General features: G+C 71.9%; 13 protein-coding genes. 5 read left to right on the forward strand and 8 right to left on the reverse strand.

Going from position 1 to position 19,093, the window contains the following annotated elements:
• Positions 1–24: 24 nt before the first annotated feature.
• Positions 25–1,047: a prolipoprotein diacylglyceryl transferase gene (lgt, locus tag IE263_RS20670; protein WP_189938707.1), complete on the forward strand. Its 1,023-nt coding sequence runs from the start codon at positions 25–27 to the stop codon at positions 1,045–1,047.
• 133 nt (positions 1,048–1,180) lie between these two features.
• Here lgt and IE263_RS20675 read toward each other — a convergent pair whose 3' ends face one another.
• The 6 genes from IE263_RS20675 to IE263_RS20700 all read right to left on the reverse strand — a co-directional run bounded on the left by IE263_RS20675 (position 1,181) and on the right by IE263_RS20700 (position 8,638).
• Positions 1,181–1,990, reverse strand: coding sequence for an HpcH/HpaI aldolase/citrate lyase family protein (locus IE263_RS20675; RefSeq protein WP_189938709.1), 810 nt, complete (start codon positions 1,988–1,990; stop codon positions 1,181–1,183).
• A complete protein-coding gene (locus IE263_RS20680; RefSeq protein WP_189938711.1) occupies positions 1,987–3,186 on the reverse strand; it encodes a CaiB/BaiF CoA transferase family protein in 1,200 nt (399 codons plus the stop codon). Before IE263_RS20680 ends, IE263_RS20675 begins: the two co-directional genes overlap by 4 nt.
• A gap of 25 nt (positions 3,187–3,211) precedes the next feature.
• Positions 3,212–4,579: an ADP-ribosylglycohydrolase family protein gene (locus tag IE263_RS20685; RefSeq protein ID WP_189938713.1), complete on the reverse strand. Its 1,368-nt coding sequence runs from the start codon at positions 4,577–4,579 to the stop codon at positions 3,212–3,214.
• Positions 4,567–5,760 (reverse strand): ADP-ribosylglycohydrolase family protein, encoded by a 1,194-nt coding sequence (locus tag IE263_RS20690; RefSeq protein WP_189938715.1) that lies wholly within the window; start codon positions 5,758–5,760, stop codon positions 4,567–4,569. The genes IE263_RS20685 and IE263_RS20690 overlap by 13 nt, the downstream gene beginning before the upstream one ends.
• A gap of 8 nt (positions 5,761–5,768) precedes the next feature.
• A complete protein-coding gene (locus IE263_RS48670; RefSeq protein ID WP_373312034.1) occupies positions 5,769–7,310 on the reverse strand; it encodes an ADP-ribosylglycohydrolase family protein in 1,542 nt (513 codons plus the stop codon).
• A 218-nt stretch (positions 7,311–7,528) separates the two neighbouring features.
• Entirely contained in the window at positions 7,529–8,638 is a 1,110-nt protein-coding gene (locus IE263_RS20700; RefSeq protein WP_189938717.1) for an ADP-ribosylglycohydrolase family protein, read from the reverse strand.
• 307 nt (positions 8,639–8,945) lie between these two features.
• Between IE263_RS20700 and IE263_RS20705 the strand changes: the two genes are divergently transcribed.
• The 4 genes from IE263_RS20705 to IE263_RS20720 all read left to right on the forward strand — a co-directional run bounded on the left by IE263_RS20705 (position 8,946) and on the right by IE263_RS20720 (position 16,988).
• Positions 8,946–9,677 carry a VIT1/CCC1 transporter family protein gene (locus IE263_RS20705; RefSeq protein ID WP_189938719.1) on the forward strand — a complete coding sequence of 244 codons (732 nt, stop codon included), beginning with the start codon at positions 8,946–8,948 and terminating at the stop codon, positions 9,675–9,677.
• Between the two features lie 382 nt (positions 9,678–10,059).
• Complete coding sequence (gene gltB / locus IE263_RS20710; RefSeq protein ID WP_189938721.1) at positions 10,060–14,661, forward strand: glutamate synthase large subunit; 4,602 nt, start codon at positions 10,060–10,062, stop codon at positions 14,659–14,661.
• Positions 14,654–16,114: a glutamate synthase subunit beta gene (locus IE263_RS20715; RefSeq protein WP_189938723.1), complete on the forward strand. Its 1,461-nt coding sequence runs from the start codon at positions 14,654–14,656 to the stop codon at positions 16,112–16,114. The genes gltB and IE263_RS20715 overlap by 8 nt, the downstream gene beginning before the upstream one ends.
• A 145-nt stretch (positions 16,115–16,259) precedes the next feature.
• On the forward strand, positions 16,260–16,988 hold the full coding sequence (locus tag IE263_RS20720) for a vWA domain-containing protein (RefSeq protein ID WP_189938724.1): 729 nt from the start codon (positions 16,260–16,262) through the stop codon (positions 16,986–16,988).
• Between the two features lies 1 nt (position 16,989).
• Here the strand turns inward: IE263_RS20720 and IE263_RS20725 are convergent, their stop codons facing one another.
• The gene (locus IE263_RS20725) at positions 16,990–17,937 is read right to left on the reverse strand and encodes an acyl-CoA dehydrogenase family protein (protein ID WP_189938726.1); all 948 of its coding nucleotides are present in this window, start codon (positions 17,935–17,937) and stop codon (positions 16,990–16,992) included.
• Complete coding sequence (locus IE263_RS20730) at positions 17,937–19,076, reverse strand: acyl-CoA dehydrogenase family protein (protein WP_189938728.1); 1,140 nt, start codon at positions 19,074–19,076, stop codon at positions 17,937–17,939. Before IE263_RS20730 ends, IE263_RS20725 begins: the two co-directional genes overlap by 1 nt.
• Positions 19,077–19,093 lie beyond the last annotated feature (17 nt).

Raw genomic sequence — 19,093 nt, forward strand, 5'->3', positions numbered from 1 at the left:
CGGCAGGGTAGCGTCGACCTTGCCATGGAACTTGCCTACATCCCCAGCCCGTCGCGCGGAGTGCTGTACCTCGGCCCCGTTCCGCTGCGCGGCTACGCGTTCTGCATCATCATCGGTGTCTTCGTCGCGGTCTGGCTCGGCAACAGGCGCTGGGTCGCCCGGGGCGGGCGGGCCGGCACGGTGGCCGACATCGCGGTCTGGGCTGTGCCCTTCGGCCTGATCGGTGGCCGCCTCTACCACGTGATCACGGACTACGAGCTGTACTTCAGCGAGGGCCGCGACTGGGTGGACGCCTTCAAGATCTGGGAGGGCGGCCTCGGTATCTGGGGCGCGATCTCGCTCGGCGCGCTGGGCGCGTGGATCGGCTGTCGCCGCCGCGGCATCCCGATGCCCGCCTACGCCGACGCCGTCGCGCCCGGCATCGCCCTCGCCCAGGCGATCGGCCGCTGGGGCAACTGGTTCAACCAGGAGCTGTACGGCAAGGAGACCGACCTCCCCTGGGCCCTGCACATCACGTCCTCCGCGGACGGCCGGATCCCGGGCTACTACCACCCGACGTTCCTGTACGAGTCGCTGTGGTGCCTCGGCGTCGCCGTCCTGGTCATCTGGGCCGACCGCCGCTTCAAGCTGGGCCATGGCCGGGCGTTCGCGCTGTACGTCGCCGCGTACTGCGCGGGGCGCTTCTGGATCGAGTACATGCGTGTCGACGATGCCCACCACATCCTGGGCCTGCGGCTGAACAACTGGACCGCGCTGGTCGTCTTCCTGCTCGCGGTGACGTACCTCGTGGTGTCGGCGAAGAAGCGGCCGGGCCGCGAGGCCGTGGTGGAGCCGGACGCGGAGACCTCCGGCGGTGGGACCGGGACCGACGACGAGGCCGAGTCGGAGGACACGGCCAAGGACGAGTCCGAGTCCTCGTCGGCGAAGGCGGACACCGAGGCGGCGAAGGCGGACACCGAGAAGGACGCCGAAGGCGACGGCAAGGAAAAGGACGACGTGAAGGACGAAGCCGAAGCCGAGTCCGAGGCGGCGGGCAAGAAGAGCTGACGGCTGGTTTCTACGAAGATGAGGGCGCCCGGGGCCTGCCGGGCGCCCTCGTCGTGTGTGTGGGTGGGGGACGGCGGGTGACGGTCGGTCAGGCGCCGCTGGTCAGCGCCGCGGGCTGACCGAGGGAGAGACGCTAGGCCCGCCGGGCCAGCGCGAGGGTGCGGTGTGCCGCTGCCACCACCGCCGCGTCGATGAAGCGGCCGTCCGGGAGGGCCTGGGCGCCCTGTTCGGTCGCCGCGGCCTTGACGATCGTCTCCGCCTCCTCGAGCTCCCGCTGCGTGGGCAGGTAGGCGCGTTCGATGACCGGGAGCTGACGGGGGTGGATGGCGGCGCGGCCCAGGAAGCCGAGGGTGCGGCCGTGGGCGCAGGAGGCCGCCAGGCCGTCCAGGTCGCGGGTGTCGGGATGGACGGACTGGGGCGGTGGGGCCAGGCCCGCCGCCCGTGCGGCGACGACCACGCGGGAGCGGGACCAGTCGAGGCCCGCGTCCTCGCGGACGCCCAGGTCGGCCCGTAGATCCGCCTCGCCCAGGGAGATGCCGCGGAGGGAGGGGTGTGCGGTGGCGATGGCGTAGGCGTGTTCGATGCCGAGGGCCGTCTCCAGGAGGGCGTAGAGCGGGCGCGTGGTGTGCTCCGCGACGGTGGTGATCCGGTCGGGTGAGGCCACCTTCGGGAGGCGGAGTCCGGACACGCCGGGGAGGGCCGCCACCGCCTGCAGGTCGGCGGACGCCGGTGGGCCGTCCAGGGCGTTGATCCGGACGTGCACCGGGACCGGCTGTGCCTCGGAGAGAAGGTCGGCGGTCGCGGCGCGGGCGTACTCCTTGCGGTCGGGGGCGACCGCGTCCTCCAGGTCGATCACGACGACGTCGGCGCCGCAGGCGAGGGCCTTGGCGACGACGTGCGGGCGGTCGCCGGGGACGTACAGCCAGGTGAGCGGGAAGGTCACAGGGCGCCCTCCGCGCGCAGGGCGGCCAGGTCGGCGGGGGTCAGGCCCAGTTCGGTGAGGACCGCCTCGGTGTCCGCGCCGTGCGGGCGGCCGGCCCAGCGGATCGCGCCGGGGGTCGCGGAGAGGCGGAAGAGGACGTTCTGCATACGGACCGGGCCCAGTTCGGGGTCGTCGACGGTGGTGACCGTGCCGAGGGCCTGGTACTGGGGGTCCGTCATCACGTCCCGGACGTCCTGGATCGGGGCGACGGCCGCCTCCGCCTTCTCGAAGGCGGCGAGGACGTCGGTGCGGGTGTGGGCGGCGATCCAGCGGGCGACTGCCTCGTCGAGGACGTCGGCGTGGGCGGCCCGGTCGGCGCCCGTCGCGAACCACGGCTCGTCGATCAGGTCGGGGCGGCCGACCAGCCGCATGACGCGCTCGGCGATCGACTGGGCCGAGGTGGAGACGGCCACCCAGGTGCCGTCGGCCGTGCGATAGGTGTTGCGCGGGGCGTTGTTGGCGGACCGGTTGCCGGTGCGCTCCTGGACGTGTCCCAGCTGGTCGTACCAGAGGGGCTGCGGGCCCAGGACGGTCAGGATCGGTTCGATGATCGCCATGTCGACGACCTGGCCCTCGCCCGTGCGGTCGCGGGCGGCGAGGGCCGTCATGACCCCGTACGCCGTGGCCAGGCCGGCGATGGAGTCGGCGAGGCCGAAGGGCGGGAGGGTCGGAGGTGCGTCGGGTTCGCCGGTGATCGCGGCGAATCCGCTCATCGCCTCGGCGAGGGTGCCGAAGCCGGGGCGGTGGGCGTAGGGGCCGAACTGGCCGAAGCCGGTGACGCGGGTGAGGATCAGGCGCGGATTGGCCGCCGACAGTTCCTCCCAGCCGAGGTCCCACTTCTCCAGGGTGCCGGGGCGGAAGTTCTCGACGATCACGTCGGCGGTGGCGGCGAGGCGCAGGAGGGTGGCCCGACCGCCGGGCGTGGACAGGTTCAGGGTGATCGTGCGCTTGTTGCGGCCGAGGAGCTTCCACCACAGGCCGACGCCGTCCTTGGACGGGCCGTGGCCGCGGGACGGGTCGGGCTTCGCCGGGTGCTCGATCTTGATGACCTCCGCGCCGAAGTCGCCGAGCATGGTGGCGGCGAGGGGGCCGGCGAAGAGGGTGGCCATGTCGAGGACACGCAGGCCGCTCAGAGGGGCGTGGGTCGTTTCGGTCATGACGCGTACTGCTTCTCGGTCTCGGTCATGGGCGTGCAGCCTCCCGGTGGGTGAGGTGGGCGAGGGTGTCGAAGCCGGTGCCGTCGAAGTCGGCGACGGAGGTGGCGAGGCGGTTCTTCAGGGGGGCCGTCCAGCGGTCGGGGAGGGCGGCGGGGGCGCCGGTGAGGAGAGCGGCGACGCTGCCGGCGGTGGCGCCGTTGGAGTCGGTGTCCCAACCTCCCGACACGGCGCGGCAGATGGAGCCGGTGAAGTCGCCGTCGGCGTGGGTGAGGGCGGCGGCGAGCAGGGCGGTGTTGGGGATCGCGTGGACCCAGTGGTAAGTGGCGGTGTGGGTGGCGTGGAGTTCGTCCACGACCGTGTCGAAGTCCTCGTGGGAGTCGGCCAGTCGGAGGGCGTGGGTGATCGCCCCGGCCAGGCGGGAGCGGGGTGGGACCACCGTGAGGCCGGTGCGGAGGCAGGCGTGGACATCGTGCGTGCCGGTCGCCGCTGCGGCGATGGTGGCGGCCGTGAACATCGCCGCGTAGACGCCGTTGGCGGTGTGGGTGAGGGTGGCGTCCGTGTGGGCCTGTTCCGCGGCGGCGGCCGGGTCGCCGGGATGGGTCCAGCCGTGGACGTCGGCGCGGATGAGGGCGCCGATCCATTCGCGGAAGGGGTTGCGATGGCGGGCGGTGTGCGGGGGTTCGATGCCGGAGAGCAGGTTGCGGTAGGCGAGGCGTTCGGCGGTGAAGGTGCGGCCGGCGGGGAGTTCCGCCAGCCAGATTTCCGCCACGTCCGTCGTGGTGAAGGTTCTGCCGTGGCGTCGGAGCAGGAGGAGGTTGAGGAGGGGGTAGTTGAGGTCGTCGTCCTCGGGCATGCCGTCGATGTTCTCGGCGAGAGAAGTCGAGGCCGAGCGGCGGTTCCAGGGGTACGTCCCGAGGAGGTCCGGGGGGACTCCTCGAGCGGTGAAGTAGGTGGTGAGGGGCCAGTTGCCGGTGGATTTCGCGAGGGCGCGAATGCCTTCCAGGGGGAGTTTCTCCACCGGTTTGCCCAGGAGGCAGCCGACGGCTCGGCCCAGCCAGGCTGCTTCCAGAGCGGCCGGGGTGGGGGAGGACCGACGGACCTCGGACTTGCCCGGCCACTGCGGGCAGAGGGCCCTGATCTTCTCCAGGTCCGTCGGCTCCTGCTCCGTCAAGCTGCTGGGCAGGTCGGCCAGTTCGTCCAGGAGGTCCTCCGCCAGGAGGCGCAGGTAGCGGGAGACCCGCCGAGGGGAGGCTCCCGCGCGCTCCGGGGCTTCCCGGCCTCCCGCCGCCTTCCAACGGGCCGCGATCGCCGACGGCTCGCGACCGTCCTGGGCCGCCTGGCGCAGCTCGTGACCGAGGAGGTCCTCCGGTTGCACCCAGGTCAGGCGGAGCATCCCTGGCCCCCGATCCCGGTGAACGCCTGCTCGTGGGCCCTGCGGCGGCGGACGTCCTTCTCGAAGATCTCCCGGGTCACCTCCGTGAGCGTTCGCGCCGGCGCCCACAGGTCCAGGCGGCTGGCCTCCGCGACCTGCTTCGACCAGTCGTCGGGGACGGGGGAGCCGAGGGCGCCGGCCAGCGCGCCGGCCATCGTGGCGATCGAGTCGCAGTCGCGGCCGTAGTTCACCGCGCCCAGGACGGCGTGGCGGTGGTCGCCGCCGGCGACGAGCACCATGCCCAGGGCGACGGGAAGTTCCTCGATCGCGTGGAGACGGGAGGGGCGGCGGGCGGCCAGGGACGGGGCGCGGTAGTCGGGGCCGACGGTGTCGTACGGGGCCACCGCCTCGCGGAGTGGGCTCAGGGCCGACTCGAAGTCCGTGTGACGGGACGCGACTTCGCAGACCTTCTCGATCGCGGTGCGGGTGCCGTCCTTCGCCAGGGACAGACACACCGTCACCACCGAGTCCGGAGTCGCCCCGGGTGCGCACGCGGCCGCCACCGCAGCCGCGAAGACGCCGGCCGCCTCACGGCCGTACGACGACTGGTGGGCGCCCGCGATGTCGATCGCCTCGGCGTACGCGGCCGCCGGATGGGCCGCGTTCACCAGACCGACCGGCGCCATGTACATCGCCGCACCACAGTTGACGATGTTGCCCACGCCTGCCTCGCGGGGGTCGACGTGTCCGTAGTGCAGCCTCGTCACCAGCCATTTCTCCGCCAGGAAGACGCGGTGGAGGGGGAGCGCCTCGGCCTCCAGTTCCGGGATCCAGCGCGGGGTCGTCATCAGGTCGGGGACCAGGTGGTCGGCGAGTGCGTACGCGTCGAGGTGGTCGCGGACCGTGGCGTAGACCCTGATCAGCGCGTGGGTCATCAAGGTGTCGTCGGTGACGTGGCCGTCGCCCTTGTGGTACGGGGCGATGGGGCGTGCGGTGCGCCAGGCGTCGCCGTTCCAGGGGCCGACGATGCCGTGGACGCGGCCGCCGTGGCGCTGGAGGATCTGGTCGGGGGAGTAGCCCTCGACGGGGCCGCCGAGGGCGTCGCCGACGGCCGCGCCGACGAGGGCGCCGGTGATGCGTTGCTCCAGGGTCGCCCCGGTTCCGCCGTTCCCTCCGCGCCGTTCTTCTGTTTTGGGTGCCATGCCCCGAATCATCCCCCTGGCGGGGGCGGTTGTGTGGCTTCCAGGAGTTCGGCGAGTTCCACCAGGTCGGTGCCGGTGAGGCGGGGCAGGGCGCAGCCGGAGAGAGTGCGGCAGGTGTCGCGCCAGGTTGCCGGGATCGCCTCACCGCCGCCCAACGCGCCGGTCAGGGCGCCCGCGAGGGCGGGAGCGGAGTCCGCGACCCGGGACAGACAGGCCGCCGCCGGTACGGCTTCGGCGATACGGCCGTCGGACGCCAGGGCCAGGGCCAGGGCGACCGGGACCGTCTCGGCGGCCGCGATGCCGTAGCTGTAGACGTGGTCGACGATCTGGTGTTCCAGCAGGGGGACCAGGGCGAAGGCGCTCTCGGCGTCCTGCGCGAGCTTGAGCGCGTGGCGGGTGTTGCGGCCGATCTCCGTCTCCTCGGGGAGTTCGGCGAGGGCCACGGCCACGCAGGTCCCGGCGTCCGCGCCGACCAGGGCCAGCGCGATCGCCGCCGCCATCGCCCGGGCGCCGTGCACGCCGTCGCCGTCCTGGGTGTAGCGGGCGTCGAACTCGGCGAGTTCCGCGGCGAGTCGGGGGTCGCCGGGGTGGGCCACGGCCAGCACGCAGGCGCGTACGCACGCGGCGTCGTCGAAGTAGTGCGGGTTGTCGTGGCCGGTGGCGGGCGGGCGCAGGCCGGCGGCGAGGTTGCCGAGGCCGGCGCGTACGGAGATACGGGCGCGCAGGGGGAGTACGGCCGACTCGACCTCGGGGGCGCGGTCGGCTGCGGCCGCGACCTCGCCGGCGATGGCGTTCCAGGTGAGGTCGATGGCGGCGCGGGTTCGGCGTTCCCGGCTCAGGTCGCCCAGGGCGGTGTCGTCGCCGGCCCGCAGGACGGCCTCGGCGGCGAAGGCCGCCCACTCGGCGTCGTCGGAGGGGCCCAGGCGGAGGGGTTCGGGGGGTTGGTTGAGGGCGATGGGGACGGGGAGGGTGGTCGTCGCGTTCTGTTCGGCGAAGGTGTCCAGTTCGCGGGTGAGGCGGCGGGTCCAATCGGGCATGCGGGCGGCTCGGTGGCGGGCGGCGGGCCAACCGGCGGCGTCGCCTGCGGCCAGGCCCAGCAGGAGGCCTTCGGCTCGGCGGGGGTGTAGGCGGGGGTGGGTGTGGCGGTGCGGGTGGGTGTCTGCTTCGGCCTCGGCGAGGCCCTGCGGGGGCTGGAGGTTCTTACCGGCCTCGGCTTCGCCTTCGGCCCGATTGTTCCCACCGGCACCGCCCGTGCGGGTTGCCTGCCGGCGGCGGGGGTGGTCGGCGGCCTCGGCTTCGCCTTCGGCCGGATCGTTCCCACCCGCACCGCCCGTGCGAGCATCGTCGTCGGGTGCGGGTGGCCCCTGTGGGGCGTCCCCGCCGTCGGCGGCCGCGGGTGCGTTCGGCTCCGCCAAGACGGTCGGCTCGCTCGGCTCCGCCGTGGTCGTCGGCTCGCTCGGCTCTGCCGTGGTCGTCGGCTCGCTCGGCTCTGCCGTGGTCGTCGGTTCGTTCGGCTCTGCCGTGGCCGTCGGTTCGCTCGGCTTCGTCATGGCCGTCGGTTCGTTCGGCTCCGCCAGAGCCTCCTGGCCGCCCGGCTCGGCCATGGCCTCGTCTGTGTCCGGCTCCGTGAACGCCTCGGCTTCGTCCGACTCCGTGAAAGCCTCGGCTTCGTTCGGCTCCGCCGAAGTCTCGTGTGCCGTCGGCTCCGCCGCGGGCGTGGCCTCACCCGCCCCCGCCCCCATCCCCTCGTCCCAAGGTCCCGGCGGCCTCATGAGCGGGCCCCCGTCCCGTGGCGGGCGGGAGTTGCGTCGCGTACCCAGGGCCCCTCGTCCCGTGCCGGCATCTCGGCAGGCGCCCATCCCCGTGCCCCCCACCTCCCGTCGTCTCCCGGTGTCAGGAGTTCCGCCACGTCCAGGACGTGGTGGCCTGCCATCGACGGCAGGCAGGTGCCCCGGGCCGGGCCGATGGCCGCCGTCCAGTCGGACGGGATGGCCGACGCGCCCTGGGTCGCGCCGGCCAGGGCGCCGGCCACCGCCGCTGTCGTGTCGGCGTCGCGGCCCATGTTCACGGCCGTGAGCACGGCCTGGGTGAAGTCGCCGTCGGCCGCCGCGTACGCGCCGAAGGCGAGGGCGACCGCTTCGGGGGCCAGGTCGGTCCAGGGATAGCCGCCGATCACGACGGCTGAGCGGACCGCGCGTTCGCCGCGGTGGGCCACCGCCACCGCACGGCGCAGGGAGCGGGCCGTCCAGGAGTCGTCGGGGACGACGGCGAGCGCGGAGGCCACCACCGCGACCGTCGGCGCGCCCGCCATCGCCGCCGCCACGCCCGCCGCGACCGCCTGGCCGCCGTAGATGCCCTCGCCGTCGTGGCTGACCGAGCCGTCGATCGCGACCAGGCGGGCGGCCTCGGCGGGGCGGCCGGCGGCGAAGACGCCGAAGGGGGCCGCGCGCATGGCGAGGCCGTCGCTCCAGGCGTGGCGGTGCTGGGCGGAGATGGGTGCGGCGAGGCCCCGGCGGAGGTTCTCCAGCGTGCCGCGTTCGCTGAAGCCCGCCCCGCGGAACGGCCCCTCCGCGCGGTCGGCGATCCACTCGTGCCAGGCCGCCTCCACATGGGCCGGGGTGAGCGCCGAGCCGTGGCGGGCCAGCAACAGGCCCGAGAAGATCGCGTACTCGGTGTCGTCCGTGCCGGCCGGTTTCTCGGCGACGTAGCCCGTGATGCGGCCCCAGCGGGCGCGGATCTCCGAGGGCTTCATGTTCTCGGCCGGTGCTCCGAGGGCGTCTCCGACGGCGAGGCCGAGCAGTGCGCCGCGGGCCCGTTCGCGGAGTTCGGCGGCGTCCCTCGGCGCCTGGACCGGGGGCATGCAGGCGGTCGATGCCATACGGGGCCTCTCCTGAGGGGGTTCCGCACGGGCGCGGAGCCCTTTGCGGATGTGTCCCACCGTCGGCGGTTGACCTGAGCCTTTCCGCCGCCAAGTCACCCGGTCGACATCTGTGCAGACTCCCGATCGATTGAGCGAGCGAAGGCAAAACCGCAGGTTAGACCAGCCTTTCCTTGCTGGCGGGCGGGAATGGCGGGACGTACTCTGAGTGTTGTCGAAAAGTAGAAACAGTCCAAAGAAGCTATCGGGAGAAGCCCGCCCGGGCTCGCGCGCCGGGCGGTGCGAGACGTTTTTCTGGAGATTCGGTATGGCCCTCATCGAGACCGAGGCGGCGCTGCACGTGGCGCACCGCGACAACCACACGCACCGGGATGTCAACGGCGGCTGGCTGCGGCCCGCAGTCTTCGGTGCGATGGACGGTCTGGTCTCCAACCTCGCTCTGATGACCGGTGTCGCGGGCGGGTCGGTCGGTCAGCAGACCATCGTGCTGACCGGGCTCGCGGGCCTCGCCGCCGGCGCCTTCTCCATGGCCGCCGGTGAGTACACCTCCGTCGCCTCGCAGCGCGAGCTCGTCGAGGCCGAGCTCGACGTCGAGCGGCGCGAGCTGAGAAAGCACCCGAAGGACGAGGAGGCCGAGCTGGCCGCGTTGTACGAGGCCCGCGGGGTCGAGCCCCACCTCGCGCGGCAGGTCGCCAAGCAGCTGTCGCGGGATCCCGAGCAGGCCCTGGAGATACACGCTCGCGAGGAGCTGGGCATCGACCCCGGCGATCTGCCGTCGCCGCTGGTCGCCGCCGTGTCGAGTTTCGGTTCCTTCGCGCTGGGTGCGCTGCTGCCCGTCCTGCCCTATCTGCTGGGCGCGACCGCGCTGTGGCCGGCCGTCGTGGTCGCGCTGCTCGGGCTCTTCCTGTGCGGTGCGGTCGTGGCGCGGGTGACCGCGCGGAGCTGGTGGTACAGCGGGCTGCGGCAGCTCGCCCTCGGTGGTGCCGCGGCCGGTGTGACGTACGCCCTGGGCAGTTTGTTCGGAACGGCCGTAGGATAGGTCGGCTGCTACTTATGCGTGGGGCCGCATAAGTAGCCGTTACTGACTGGTTTCGAATGCTTAACCACCGGGCATGAGCCGTAAGCGCTGTGGGCAATGACGCCTGCGGCGCACTCGCGGGGTGGGCGACGACGCTCCTCCCGCCACTTCGGGCCGATGGACACCGATCTGATCGATCTTGTCCGGTTCGGCCCCCACATACTTCAAGCCGTTGTGCACGGCACCCGTCGCCACCCCGCGACGTCCGCATGTTGGAACGGAGTATCCGGTTCCCGAGAACCGCTCCATCATGTAACCTGCACGAAATTTTGCGCACACGCAGAGGGCCAACGTCGTCCCTTCGCAAGCACATATGCCACTTGAGACGACGACGGGAGAGCCGATGCGTACGCCGCGCCAGCCGTCCCAGCACTCCGCGAATGGCCAGAACTGGTCGTTCATGGATGCTCGCCCTGCTGCGCAGGGTATGTACGACCCCCGCAACGAGCACGACGCCTGTGGCGTCGGCTTCGTGGCCACCCTCACGGGCGAGGCGAGCCACACGCTGGTCGAGCAGGCGCTGACCGTTCTGCGCAATCTCGAGCACCGCGGCGCCACCGGCTCCGAGCCGGACTCCGGCGACGGCGCGGGCATCCTGACCCAGGTGCCGGACGCCTTCTTCCGTGAGGTGGCCGGATTCGAGCTGCCCGAGGCCGGTGCCTACGCCGTCGGTATCGCCTTCCTGCCGGAGGACACCGCGGCCGAGGCCGTCTCGCAGATCGACACGATCGCCGGTGAGGAGGGCCTCACGGTCCTCGGCTGGCGCGAGGTCCCCGTCGCCCCCGAACTGCTCGGTGCCACCGCGCGCTCGACGATGCCCGCCTTCCGCGAGATCTTCGTCGCCGACGGCGAGTCGGAGGGCATCGCCCTCGACCGCAAGGCCTTCGTGCTGCGCAAGCGCGCCGAGCGCGAGGCCGGCGTCTACTTCCCGTCGCTGTCCGCGCGGACGATCGTCTACAAGGGCATGCTGACCACCGGCCAGCTGGAGCCGTTCTTCCCCGACCTGTCCGACCGCCGCTTCGCCTCGGCCGTCGCCCTGGTCCACTCGCGCTTCTCCACGAACACCTTCCCGAGCTGGCCGCTCGCCCACCCGTACCGCTTCGTCGCGCACAACGGTGAGATCAACACCGTCAAGGGCAACCGCAACTGGATGCGCGCCCGCGAGTCGCAGCTCGTCTCGGACCTGTTCGGCTCCGACGACAAGGCCATCGAGCGCGTCTTCCCGGTCTGTACGCCGGACGCCTCCGACTCGGCGTCCTTCGACGAGGTGCTGGAACTGCTGCACCTGGGCGGGCGTTCGCTGCCGCACTCCGTGCTGATGATGATCCCGGAGGCGTGGGAGAACCACGACTCCATGGACCCGGCCCGCCGCGCCTTCTACCAGTACCACTCCACGATGATGGAGCCCTGGGACGGCCCCGCCTGCGTCACCTTCACCGACGGCACCCAGGTCGGCGCCGTGCTCGACCGCAACGGTCTGCGCCCCGGCCGCTACTGGGTCACCGACGACGGCCTCGTCGTCCTCGGCTCCGAGGTCGGCGTCCTCGACATCGACCCCGCCAAGGTCGTCCGCAAGGGCCGCCTGCAGCCCGGCAAGATGTTCCTCGTCGACACCGCCGAGCACCGCATCATCGAGGACGACGAGATCAAGGCGCAGCTCGCCGCCGAGAAGCCGTACGCCGAGTGGCTCGAGGCCGGCGAGATCGAGCTGGGCGACCTGCCCGAGCGTGAGCACATCGTGCACACCCACGCCTCGGTCACCCGCCGCCAGCAGACCTTCGGCTACACCGAGGAGGAGCTGCGCGTCATCCTCGCGCCGATGGCCAAGGCCGGTGCCGAGCCGATCGGTTCCATGGGCACCGACTCGCCGATCGCCGCGCTCTCCTCGCGCCCGCGGCTGCTCTTCGACTACTTCACCCAGCTGTTCGCGCAGGTCACCAACCCGCCGCTGGACGCGATCCGCGAGGAGCTGGTCACCTCCCTGCGCTCGTCGCTGGGCCCGGAGGGCAACCTGCTGGAGCCGACCGCCGCGTCGTGCCGGAGCGTCACGCTGCCCTTCCCGGTCATCGACAACGACGAGCTGGCCAAGCTCATCCACATCAACGCCGACGGCGACATGCCCGGCTTCAAGGCCGCGACCCTCTCCGGTCTGTACCGGGTGCACGGCGGTGGCGAGGCGCTGGCCGCGCGCATCGACGAGATCTGCGCCGAGGCCGACGCCGCCATAGACAACGGCGCCCGTCTGATCGTCCTGTCGGACCGCCACTCCGACGCCGAGCACGCGCCGATCCCGTCGCTGCTGCTCACCGCCGCCGTCCACCACCACCTCATCCGCACCAAGCAGCGCACCCAGGTGGGCCTGCTGGTCGAGGCCGGCGACGTCCGCGAGGTCCACCACGTCGCCCTGCTGATCGGCTTCGGCGCCGCCGCGGTCAACCCGTACCTGGCGATGGAGTCCGTCGAGGACCTGCTGCGCGCGGGCACCTTCATCAACGGCCTGGAGCCCGAGAAGGCCATCCGCAACCTCATCTACGCCCTCGGCAAGGGCGTCCTGAAGGTCATGTCCAAGATGGGCATCTCGACCGTCGCCTCCTACCGCGGCGCCCAGGTCTTCGAGGCCGTCGGTCTCGACGAGGCCTTCGTCGAGAAGTACTTCAACGGCACGGCCACCAAGATCGGCGGCGTCGGCATCGACGTGATCGCCCAGGAGGTCGCCGCCCGCCACGCCAAGGCGTACCCGGCCTCCGGCATCGCGCCGGCCCACCGCGCGCTGGAGATCGGCGGCGAGTACCAGTGGCGCCGCGAGGGCGAGCCGCACCTGTTCGACCCGGAGACGGTCTTCCGCCTCCAGCACTCCACGCGCTCCGGCCGCTACGACATCTTCAAGATGTACACGGACCGCGTGAACGAGCAGTCCGAGCGCCTGATGACGCTGCGCGGCCTGTTCGGCTTCAAGAACGAGGGCCGGCAGCCGATCTCCATCGACGAGGTCGAGCCGGTCTCCGAGATCGTCAAGCGCTTCTCCACCGGCGCCATGTCGTACGGCTCCATCTCCAAGGAGGCGCACGAGACCCTCGCCATCGCCATGAACCAGCTGGGCGGCAAGTCCAACACCGGTGAGGGCGGCGAGGACCCGGAGCGCCTGTACGACCCGGTGCGCCGCAGCGCCATCAAGCAGGTCGCCTCCGGCCGCTTCGGCGTCACGTCCGAGTACCTGGTCAACGCGGACGACATCCAGATCAAGATGGCCCAGGGCGCCAAGCCCGGCGAGGGCGGCCAGCTGCCCGGCCACAAGGTCTACCCGTGGGTCGCCAAGACCCGTCACTCGACCCCGGGTGTCGGTCTGATCTCCCCGCCGCCGCACCACGACATCTACTCCATCGAGGACCTGGCCCAGCTGATCCACGACCTGAAGAACGCGAACCCGCAGGCGCGGATTCACGTCAAGCTGGTCTCCGAGGTCGGCGTCGGCACGGTCGCGGCGGGTGTCTCGAAGGCGCACGCGGACGTCGTCCTCATCTCCGGCCACGACGGCGGTACGGGTGCCTCGCCGCTGACCTCGCTGAAGCACGCGGGCGGCCCCTGGGAGCTCGGTCTCGCCGAGACCCAGCAGACGCTGCTGCTCAACGGCCTGCGCGACCGCATCGTCGTGCAGACCGACGGCCAGCTGAAGACCGGCCGTGACGTGATCATCGCCGCCCTGCTCGGCGCCGAGGAATTCGGTTTCGCGACCGCGCCCCTCGTCGTCTCCGGCTGCGTCATGATGCGCGTCTGCCACCTGGACACCTGCCCGGTCGGCATCGCCACCCAGAACCCGACGCTGCGCGACCGCTTCACCGGCAAGGCCGAGTACGTGGTGAACTTCTTCGAGTTCATCGCGCAGGAGGTCCGCGAGCTCCTCGCCGAGCTGGGCTTCCGCTCGATCGAGGAGGCCGTCGGTCACGCCGAGGTCCTCGACGTCGAGCGCGCCGTCGACCACTGGAAGGCGCAGGGCCTGGACCTGGAGCCGCTGTTCCACGTCCCGGCGCTGCCCGAGGGCGCGGTGCGCCACCAGCTGATCGCGCAGGACCACGGCCTGGAGAAGGCGCTCGACAACGAGCTGATCAAGCTCGCCGCCGACGCGCTGGCCGCCGACTCGGCGACCGACGCCCAGCCGGTGCGCGCCCAGGTCTCCATCCGCAACATCAACCGCACGGTCGGCACCATGCTCGGCCACGAGGTGACGAAGAAGTTCGGTGGCGCGGGCCTGCCCGACGACACCATCGACATCACCTTCACCGGTTCCGCGGGCCAGTCCTTCGGCGCCTTCCTCCCGCGCGGTGTCACGCTGCGCCTGGAGGGCGACGCCAACGACTACGTCGGCAAGGGCCTCTCCGGCGGCCGGGTGATCGTCCGTCCCGACCGGGGCGCCGACCACCTCGCCGAGTACTCGACGATCGCGGGCAACACCATCGCGTACGGCGCGACCGGCGGCGAGCTGTTCCTGCGCGGTCGTACGGGTGAGCGGTTCTGCGTCCGCAACTCCGGTGCGCTGGTCGTCTCCGAGGGCGTGGGCGACCACGGCTGCGAGTACATGACCGGCGGTCACGCGGTGGTCCTCGGCGAGACGGGCCGCAACTTCGCGGCCGGCATGTCCGGCGGTGTCGCCTACGTGATCGACCTGAACCGCGACAACGTCAACGTCGGCAACGTCGGCGCGGTCGAGGCGCTGGACGACACGGACAAGCAGTGGCTGCACGACGTGGTGCGCCGCCACGCCGAGGAGACCGGCTCGACGGTCGCCGAGAAGCTCCTCGCCGATTGGGACGCCTCCGTGGAGCGCTTCAGCAAGATCATCCCCAGCACGTACAAGGCAGTGCTCGCCGCCAAGGACGCCGCCGAGCGAGCCGGTCTCTCCGAGACCGAGATCACCGAGAAGATGATGGAGGCGGCGACCAATGGCTGATCCCAAGGGCTTTCTCAACCACGGTCGTGAGGTCGCCAAGACCCGCCCCGTCGAGGAGCGCGTCAAGGACTGGAACGAGGTCTACGTCGCCGGCTCGCTGCTGCCGATCATCAGCAAGCAGGCCAGCCGGTGCATGGACTGCGGCATCCCGTTCTGCCACAACGGCTGTCCGCTGGGGAACCTGATCCCCGAGTGGAACGACTACGCCTACCGCGAGAACTGGGCGGCCGCCTCCGAGCGCCTGCACGCCACGAACAACTTCCCGGAGTTCACGGGCCGCCTGTGCCCCGCTCCGTGCGAGTCGGCGTGTGTGCTGGGCATCAACCAGCCGGCGGTCACCATCAAGAACGTCGAGGTCTCGATCATCGACAAGGCGTGGGAGACCGGTGACGTCGCCCCGCAGGCGCCCGAGCGGCTGTCCGGCAAGACGGTCGCGGTCATCGGCTCGGGCCCGGCGGGCCTGGCCGCCGCCCAGCAGCTGACCCGGGCGGGCCACACCGTCGCCGTCTACGAGCGCGCGGACCGCATCGGAGGCCTCCTCCGCTACGGCATCCCCGAGTTCAAGATGGAGAAGCGGCACATCAACCGCCGTATCGAGCAGATGCGCGCGGAGGGCACCCGCTTCCGTACCGGCGTCGAGATCGGCCGCGACCTCAAGGCGACCGACCTGAAGAAGCGGTACGACGCGATCGTCATCGCCGCCGGCGCGACGACCGCCCGTGACCTGCCGGTGCCGGGCCGCGAGCTCAAGGGCATCTACCAGGCCATGGAGTACCTGCCCCTGGCCAACAAGGTGCAGGAGGGCGACTACGTCTCCCCGCCGATCTCGGCCGAGGGCAAGCACGTCGTCGTCATCGGCGGTGGCGACACCGGCGCTGACTGCGTGGGCACCGCCCACCGTCAGGGCGCGGCCTCCGTCACGCAGCTGGAGATCATGCCCCGCCCGGGTGACGAGCGGAACGCGGCCCAGCCGTGGCCGACCTTCCCGATGCTGTACAAGGTCACCTCGGCCCACGAGGAGGGCGGCGAGCGGATCTACTCCGTCTCCACCACCCACTTCGAGGGCGACGAGGACGGCAACGTCCAGTGGCTGCACCTGGTCGAGGTCGAGTTCGTCGAGGGCAAGCTGACCCAGAAGCCGGGCACGGAGCGCAAGATCCCCGCCCAGCTGGTCACGCTGGCGATGGGCTTCACCGGCACCGACCGTGAGAACGGCCTGGTCGATCAGTTCGGCCTGGAGCTCGACGAGCGGGGCAACATCGCCCGCGACGCCGACTTCCAGACCAACGTGCCGGGCGTGTTCGTCGCCGGTGACGCGGGCCGCGGCCAGTCGCTCATCGTGTGGGCGATCGCGGAGGGCCGCTCGGCGGCGCGCGGGGTCGACCGCTTCCTCACGGGCGCGAGCGACCTGCCGGCCCCGATCCGGCCGACGGACCGTGCGCTGATGGTCTGACGGTCCTCAGTGGACAAGTGACCTGACGGTCACGCACATACGTCCCGTACAAAGGCGTGCGGAACACAGATGGCGCCTGCCCCACAGTCCCCGACCGGACGACTGGGCAGGCGCCGTCGCCTTTTCGTATGGGAGGGTGGGGGCCATGGTCGCCATCAGTCTCAGCAAGGTCGAGGAGACCGCGCCCGCGCTGGTCAGCCTGTACAAGACCGCCGGGGTCTCCCTCACGAAGCACGGCCTGGACGGACTGCGGGCCGCCGTCTACCTGGTGGTCGACTACTCCGGCTCGATGAAGCCGTACTACAAGGACGGCAGTGTGCAGGCGCTCGCCGACCGGGTGCTGGGGCTGTCGGCGCATCTCGACGACGACGGCCGGGTGCCGGTGGTCTTCTTCTCCACCGACGTCGACGCCGTCACCGACATCGCGCTCGCCGACCACCAGGGCCGGATCGAGCGGATCGTGGCCGGCCTCGGGCACATGGGCAAGACCAGCTACCACCTGGCGATGGACGCCGTCATCGACCACTACCTGGACAGCGGCTCCACCGTGCCCGCCCTGGTCGTCTTCCAGACCGACGGCGGCCCGATCAACAAGCTCGCCGCCGAACGGTATCTGTGCAAGGCGGCGAAGCTGCCGCTGTTCTGGCAGTTCATCGGCTTCGGCGATCCGGGCAGCCGCCAGTTCGAGTACCTGCGCAAGCTCGACGAGCTGTCCGTGCCGGACAGGCGGGTCGTCGACAACGCCGGTTTCTTCCACGCCGGTTCGGACCCCCGGAAGGTGTCGGACGCGGAGTTGTACGACCGGCTGGTGGGCGAGTTCCCGAAGTGGCTGGTGGCCGCGCGGGCGCAGGGGATCGTGCGGCCCGCCCGCTGAGTCATGCGGTGCCGAGGACGTCGGCACGGCACTCGTCCGGGCTGCCCCATGCCGTGCGCAGCGCGCGGGCCTTGGTGAGCCAGAGGGACAGGTCGTACTCCGCCGTGTAGCCGATCGCGCCGTGCAGGTGCAGCGCGGTCCGGGCGGTGGTGTACGCCGCCTCGCAGGCGCGCAGCTTCGCGGCGGCCACGTCCGCCGGGGTCAGGGTGAGCGCGGCGCCGAGGACGAGGGGACGCGCGAACTCCAGGGCGATCTTCGCGTCCGCCAGCCGGTGTTTCACCGCCTGGAACGAGCCTATGGGCGCGCCGAACTGGACGCGCTGCCGCACATACGCGACGGTCCGGTCGAGCAGTGCGAGGCCGACGCCGAGGGCCTGCGCGGCCGTGGCGAGGCGGGCCAGTGTGAGGGCGTGCGGCAAGGGCGGCTCCGTGGTGAGGAGTTCGCCGCCCGGGAGGAGGGCGGTGAGATGACGTGCGGGGTCGAGGCAGGGGCGGACGGCGCCCGCGCCGGGGGCCAGGCGCAGCCCGTCGGGGGAGAGGGAGAAGCGGTGGGCCGCCACGTCCGCGTCCAGCGCGTACGCGCCCTCGTACGCCACCGTCGCCATCGCCTCGCCCGCCGCGAGCCCCGGCAGGAACCGTTCGGCGTGACCGGTCCCGGCGAGCAGCGCGGCCGCGGTGACCGTCTCCACCAGCGGCCCCGGCACCGCGTGCCGCCCCAACTCTACGAAGGCGACCGCGAGTTCCACGGGCCGGACCCCCAGCCCCTTGTACTCCTCCGGCACCGCCAGCGCGAAGACACCGGTCTGTGCGATACGGGACCACAGCGCCCGTCCGCTCGCGGGGTCGCCGCGGCTCCAGTCCCGCACCACCGAGGGCGTGTCCGCCGCCGTGAGCATCGCGTGCAGCGAGTCCGCGAACGCCCGCTGCTCGGCGTCGAGAAGGAAGCGCATCAGCGGCGTCCCTTCGGCAGGCCGAGCAGGCGTTCGGCGATGATGTCGCGCTGGATCTCGTTCGTCCCGGCGTAGATCGGGCCGGCGAGGGAGAAGACGTACCGCTCGGACCAGTCGGTGTCCGCCAACTCGCCGTCCGCGCCCAGGAGATCGAGGGCCGTCTCGTGCAGCGCGATGTCGTACTCGGACCAGAAGACCTTGTTCAGGCTGGACTGCGGGCCCAGCGGCTCGCCCGCCAGGAAGCGGGAGGCGGCGGCGTACGTGAACAGCTGGTAGGCGCGGGCGCCGATCAGGGCGTCGGCGACGCGGTGCGCGGCACCGGCCGGGCTGCCCCGGTCCTGCCAGAGGGCGTGGAGACGGTCGGCCGAGGCGAGGAACCGCCCGGGGGACCGGAGGGTGAGCCCGCGCTCGTTGGCGGCCGTCGACATGGCGATCCGCCAGCCCTGGCCCGGTTCACCGATCACGTCCTCGTCGGGCACGAAGACGTCGTCCAGGAACAGCTCGGCGAACGCCGGCTTCCCGTCGAGCCGGCCGATCGGGCGGACCGTGACGCCGGGTGCCCGTAGGTCGAACATGACGTAGGTGAGGCCCTGGTGGGGCTTGGGGGTGTCCGGGTCGCTGCGGAACAGGCCGAAGGCGCGGTCGGCGAAGGCCGCGCGGGAGGACCAGGTCTTCTGGCCGCTCAGGTGCCAGCCGCCGGGTGCGCGGACCGCCCTCGCCCGGAGGGACGCCAGGTCCGAGCCGGCCTCGGGCTCCGACCAGGCCTGCGCCCAGATCACCTCGCCGGTGGCCATGGACGGGAGGACGCGGGCGCGCTGCTCCTCGGTGCCGTGGTCGAAGAGGGTGGGGGCGAGGAGGCTGACGCCGTTCTGGTTGACGCGTCCCGGTGCGCCCGCCGCGTAGTACTCCTCCTCGAAGAGCAGCCAGCGGATCAGTCCGGCGCCCCGGCCGCCGTACCGCGTCGGCCAGTCGACCACCGACCAGCGGTCCGCGGCCAGCTCGGCCTCCCAGGCCCGGTGGGCGGCGAAGCCCGCCTCGGTCTCCAGGGAGGGGAGGGGAACGGACGGCACATGGGCCTCCAGCCAGACGCGGGCCTCGGCCCTGAAGGCTTCCTCTTCCTGCGTGAAGGCGAGATCCATCGACGACGATCCTTCCC

This window comes from Streptomyces aurantiogriseus, from assembly GCF_014649375.1.
GTDB classification, from domain to species: Bacteria; Actinomycetota; Actinomycetes; order Streptomycetales; family Streptomycetaceae; genus Streptomyces; species Streptomyces aurantiogriseus.

Bases quoted from the DNA above. Each gene is read 5' to 3' on its own strand.
- lgt (WP_189938707.1), top strand. From the start codon at position 25: ATGGAACTTGCCTACATCCCCAGCCCGTCGCGCGGAGTGCTGTACCTC.
- IE263_RS20680 (WP_189938711.1), bottom strand. From the start codon at position 3,186: ATGACCGAAACGACCCACGCCCCTCTGAGCGGCCTGCGTGTCCTCGAC.
- IE263_RS20685 (WP_189938713.1), bottom strand. From the start codon at position 4,579: ATGCTCCGCCTGACCTGGGTGCAACCGGAGGACCTCCTCGGTCACGAG.
- IE263_RS20690 (WP_189938715.1), bottom strand. From the start codon at position 5,760: ATGGCACCCAAAACAGAAGAACGGCGCGGAGGGAACGGCGGAACCGGG.
- IE263_RS48670 (WP_373312034.1), bottom strand. From the start codon at position 7,310: ATGACGAAGCCGAGCGAACCGACGGCCACGGCAGAGCCGAACGAACCG.
- IE263_RS20700 (WP_189938717.1), bottom strand. From the start codon at position 8,638: ATGGCATCGACCGCCTGCATGCCCCCGGTCCAGGCGCCGAGGGACGCC.
- IE263_RS20705 (WP_189938719.1), top strand. From the start codon at position 8,946: ATGGCCCTCATCGAGACCGAGGCGGCGCTGCACGTGGCGCACCGCGAC.
- gltB (WP_189938721.1), top strand. From the start codon at position 10,060: ATGCGTACGCCGCGCCAGCCGTCCCAGCACTCCGCGAATGGCCAGAAC.
- IE263_RS20715 (WP_189938723.1), top strand. From the start codon at position 14,654: ATGGCTGATCCCAAGGGCTTTCTCAACCACGGTCGTGAGGTCGCCAAG.
- IE263_RS20720 (WP_189938724.1), top strand. From the start codon at position 16,260: ATGGTCGCCATCAGTCTCAGCAAGGTCGAGGAGACCGCGCCCGCGCTG.
- IE263_RS20725 (WP_189938726.1), bottom strand. From the start codon at position 17,937: ATGCGCTTCCTTCTCGACGCCGAGCAGCGGGCGTTCGCGGACTCGCTG.
- IE263_RS20730 (WP_189938728.1), bottom strand. From the start codon at position 19,076: ATGGATCTCGCCTTCACGCAGGAAGAGGAAGCCTTCAGGGCCGAGGCC.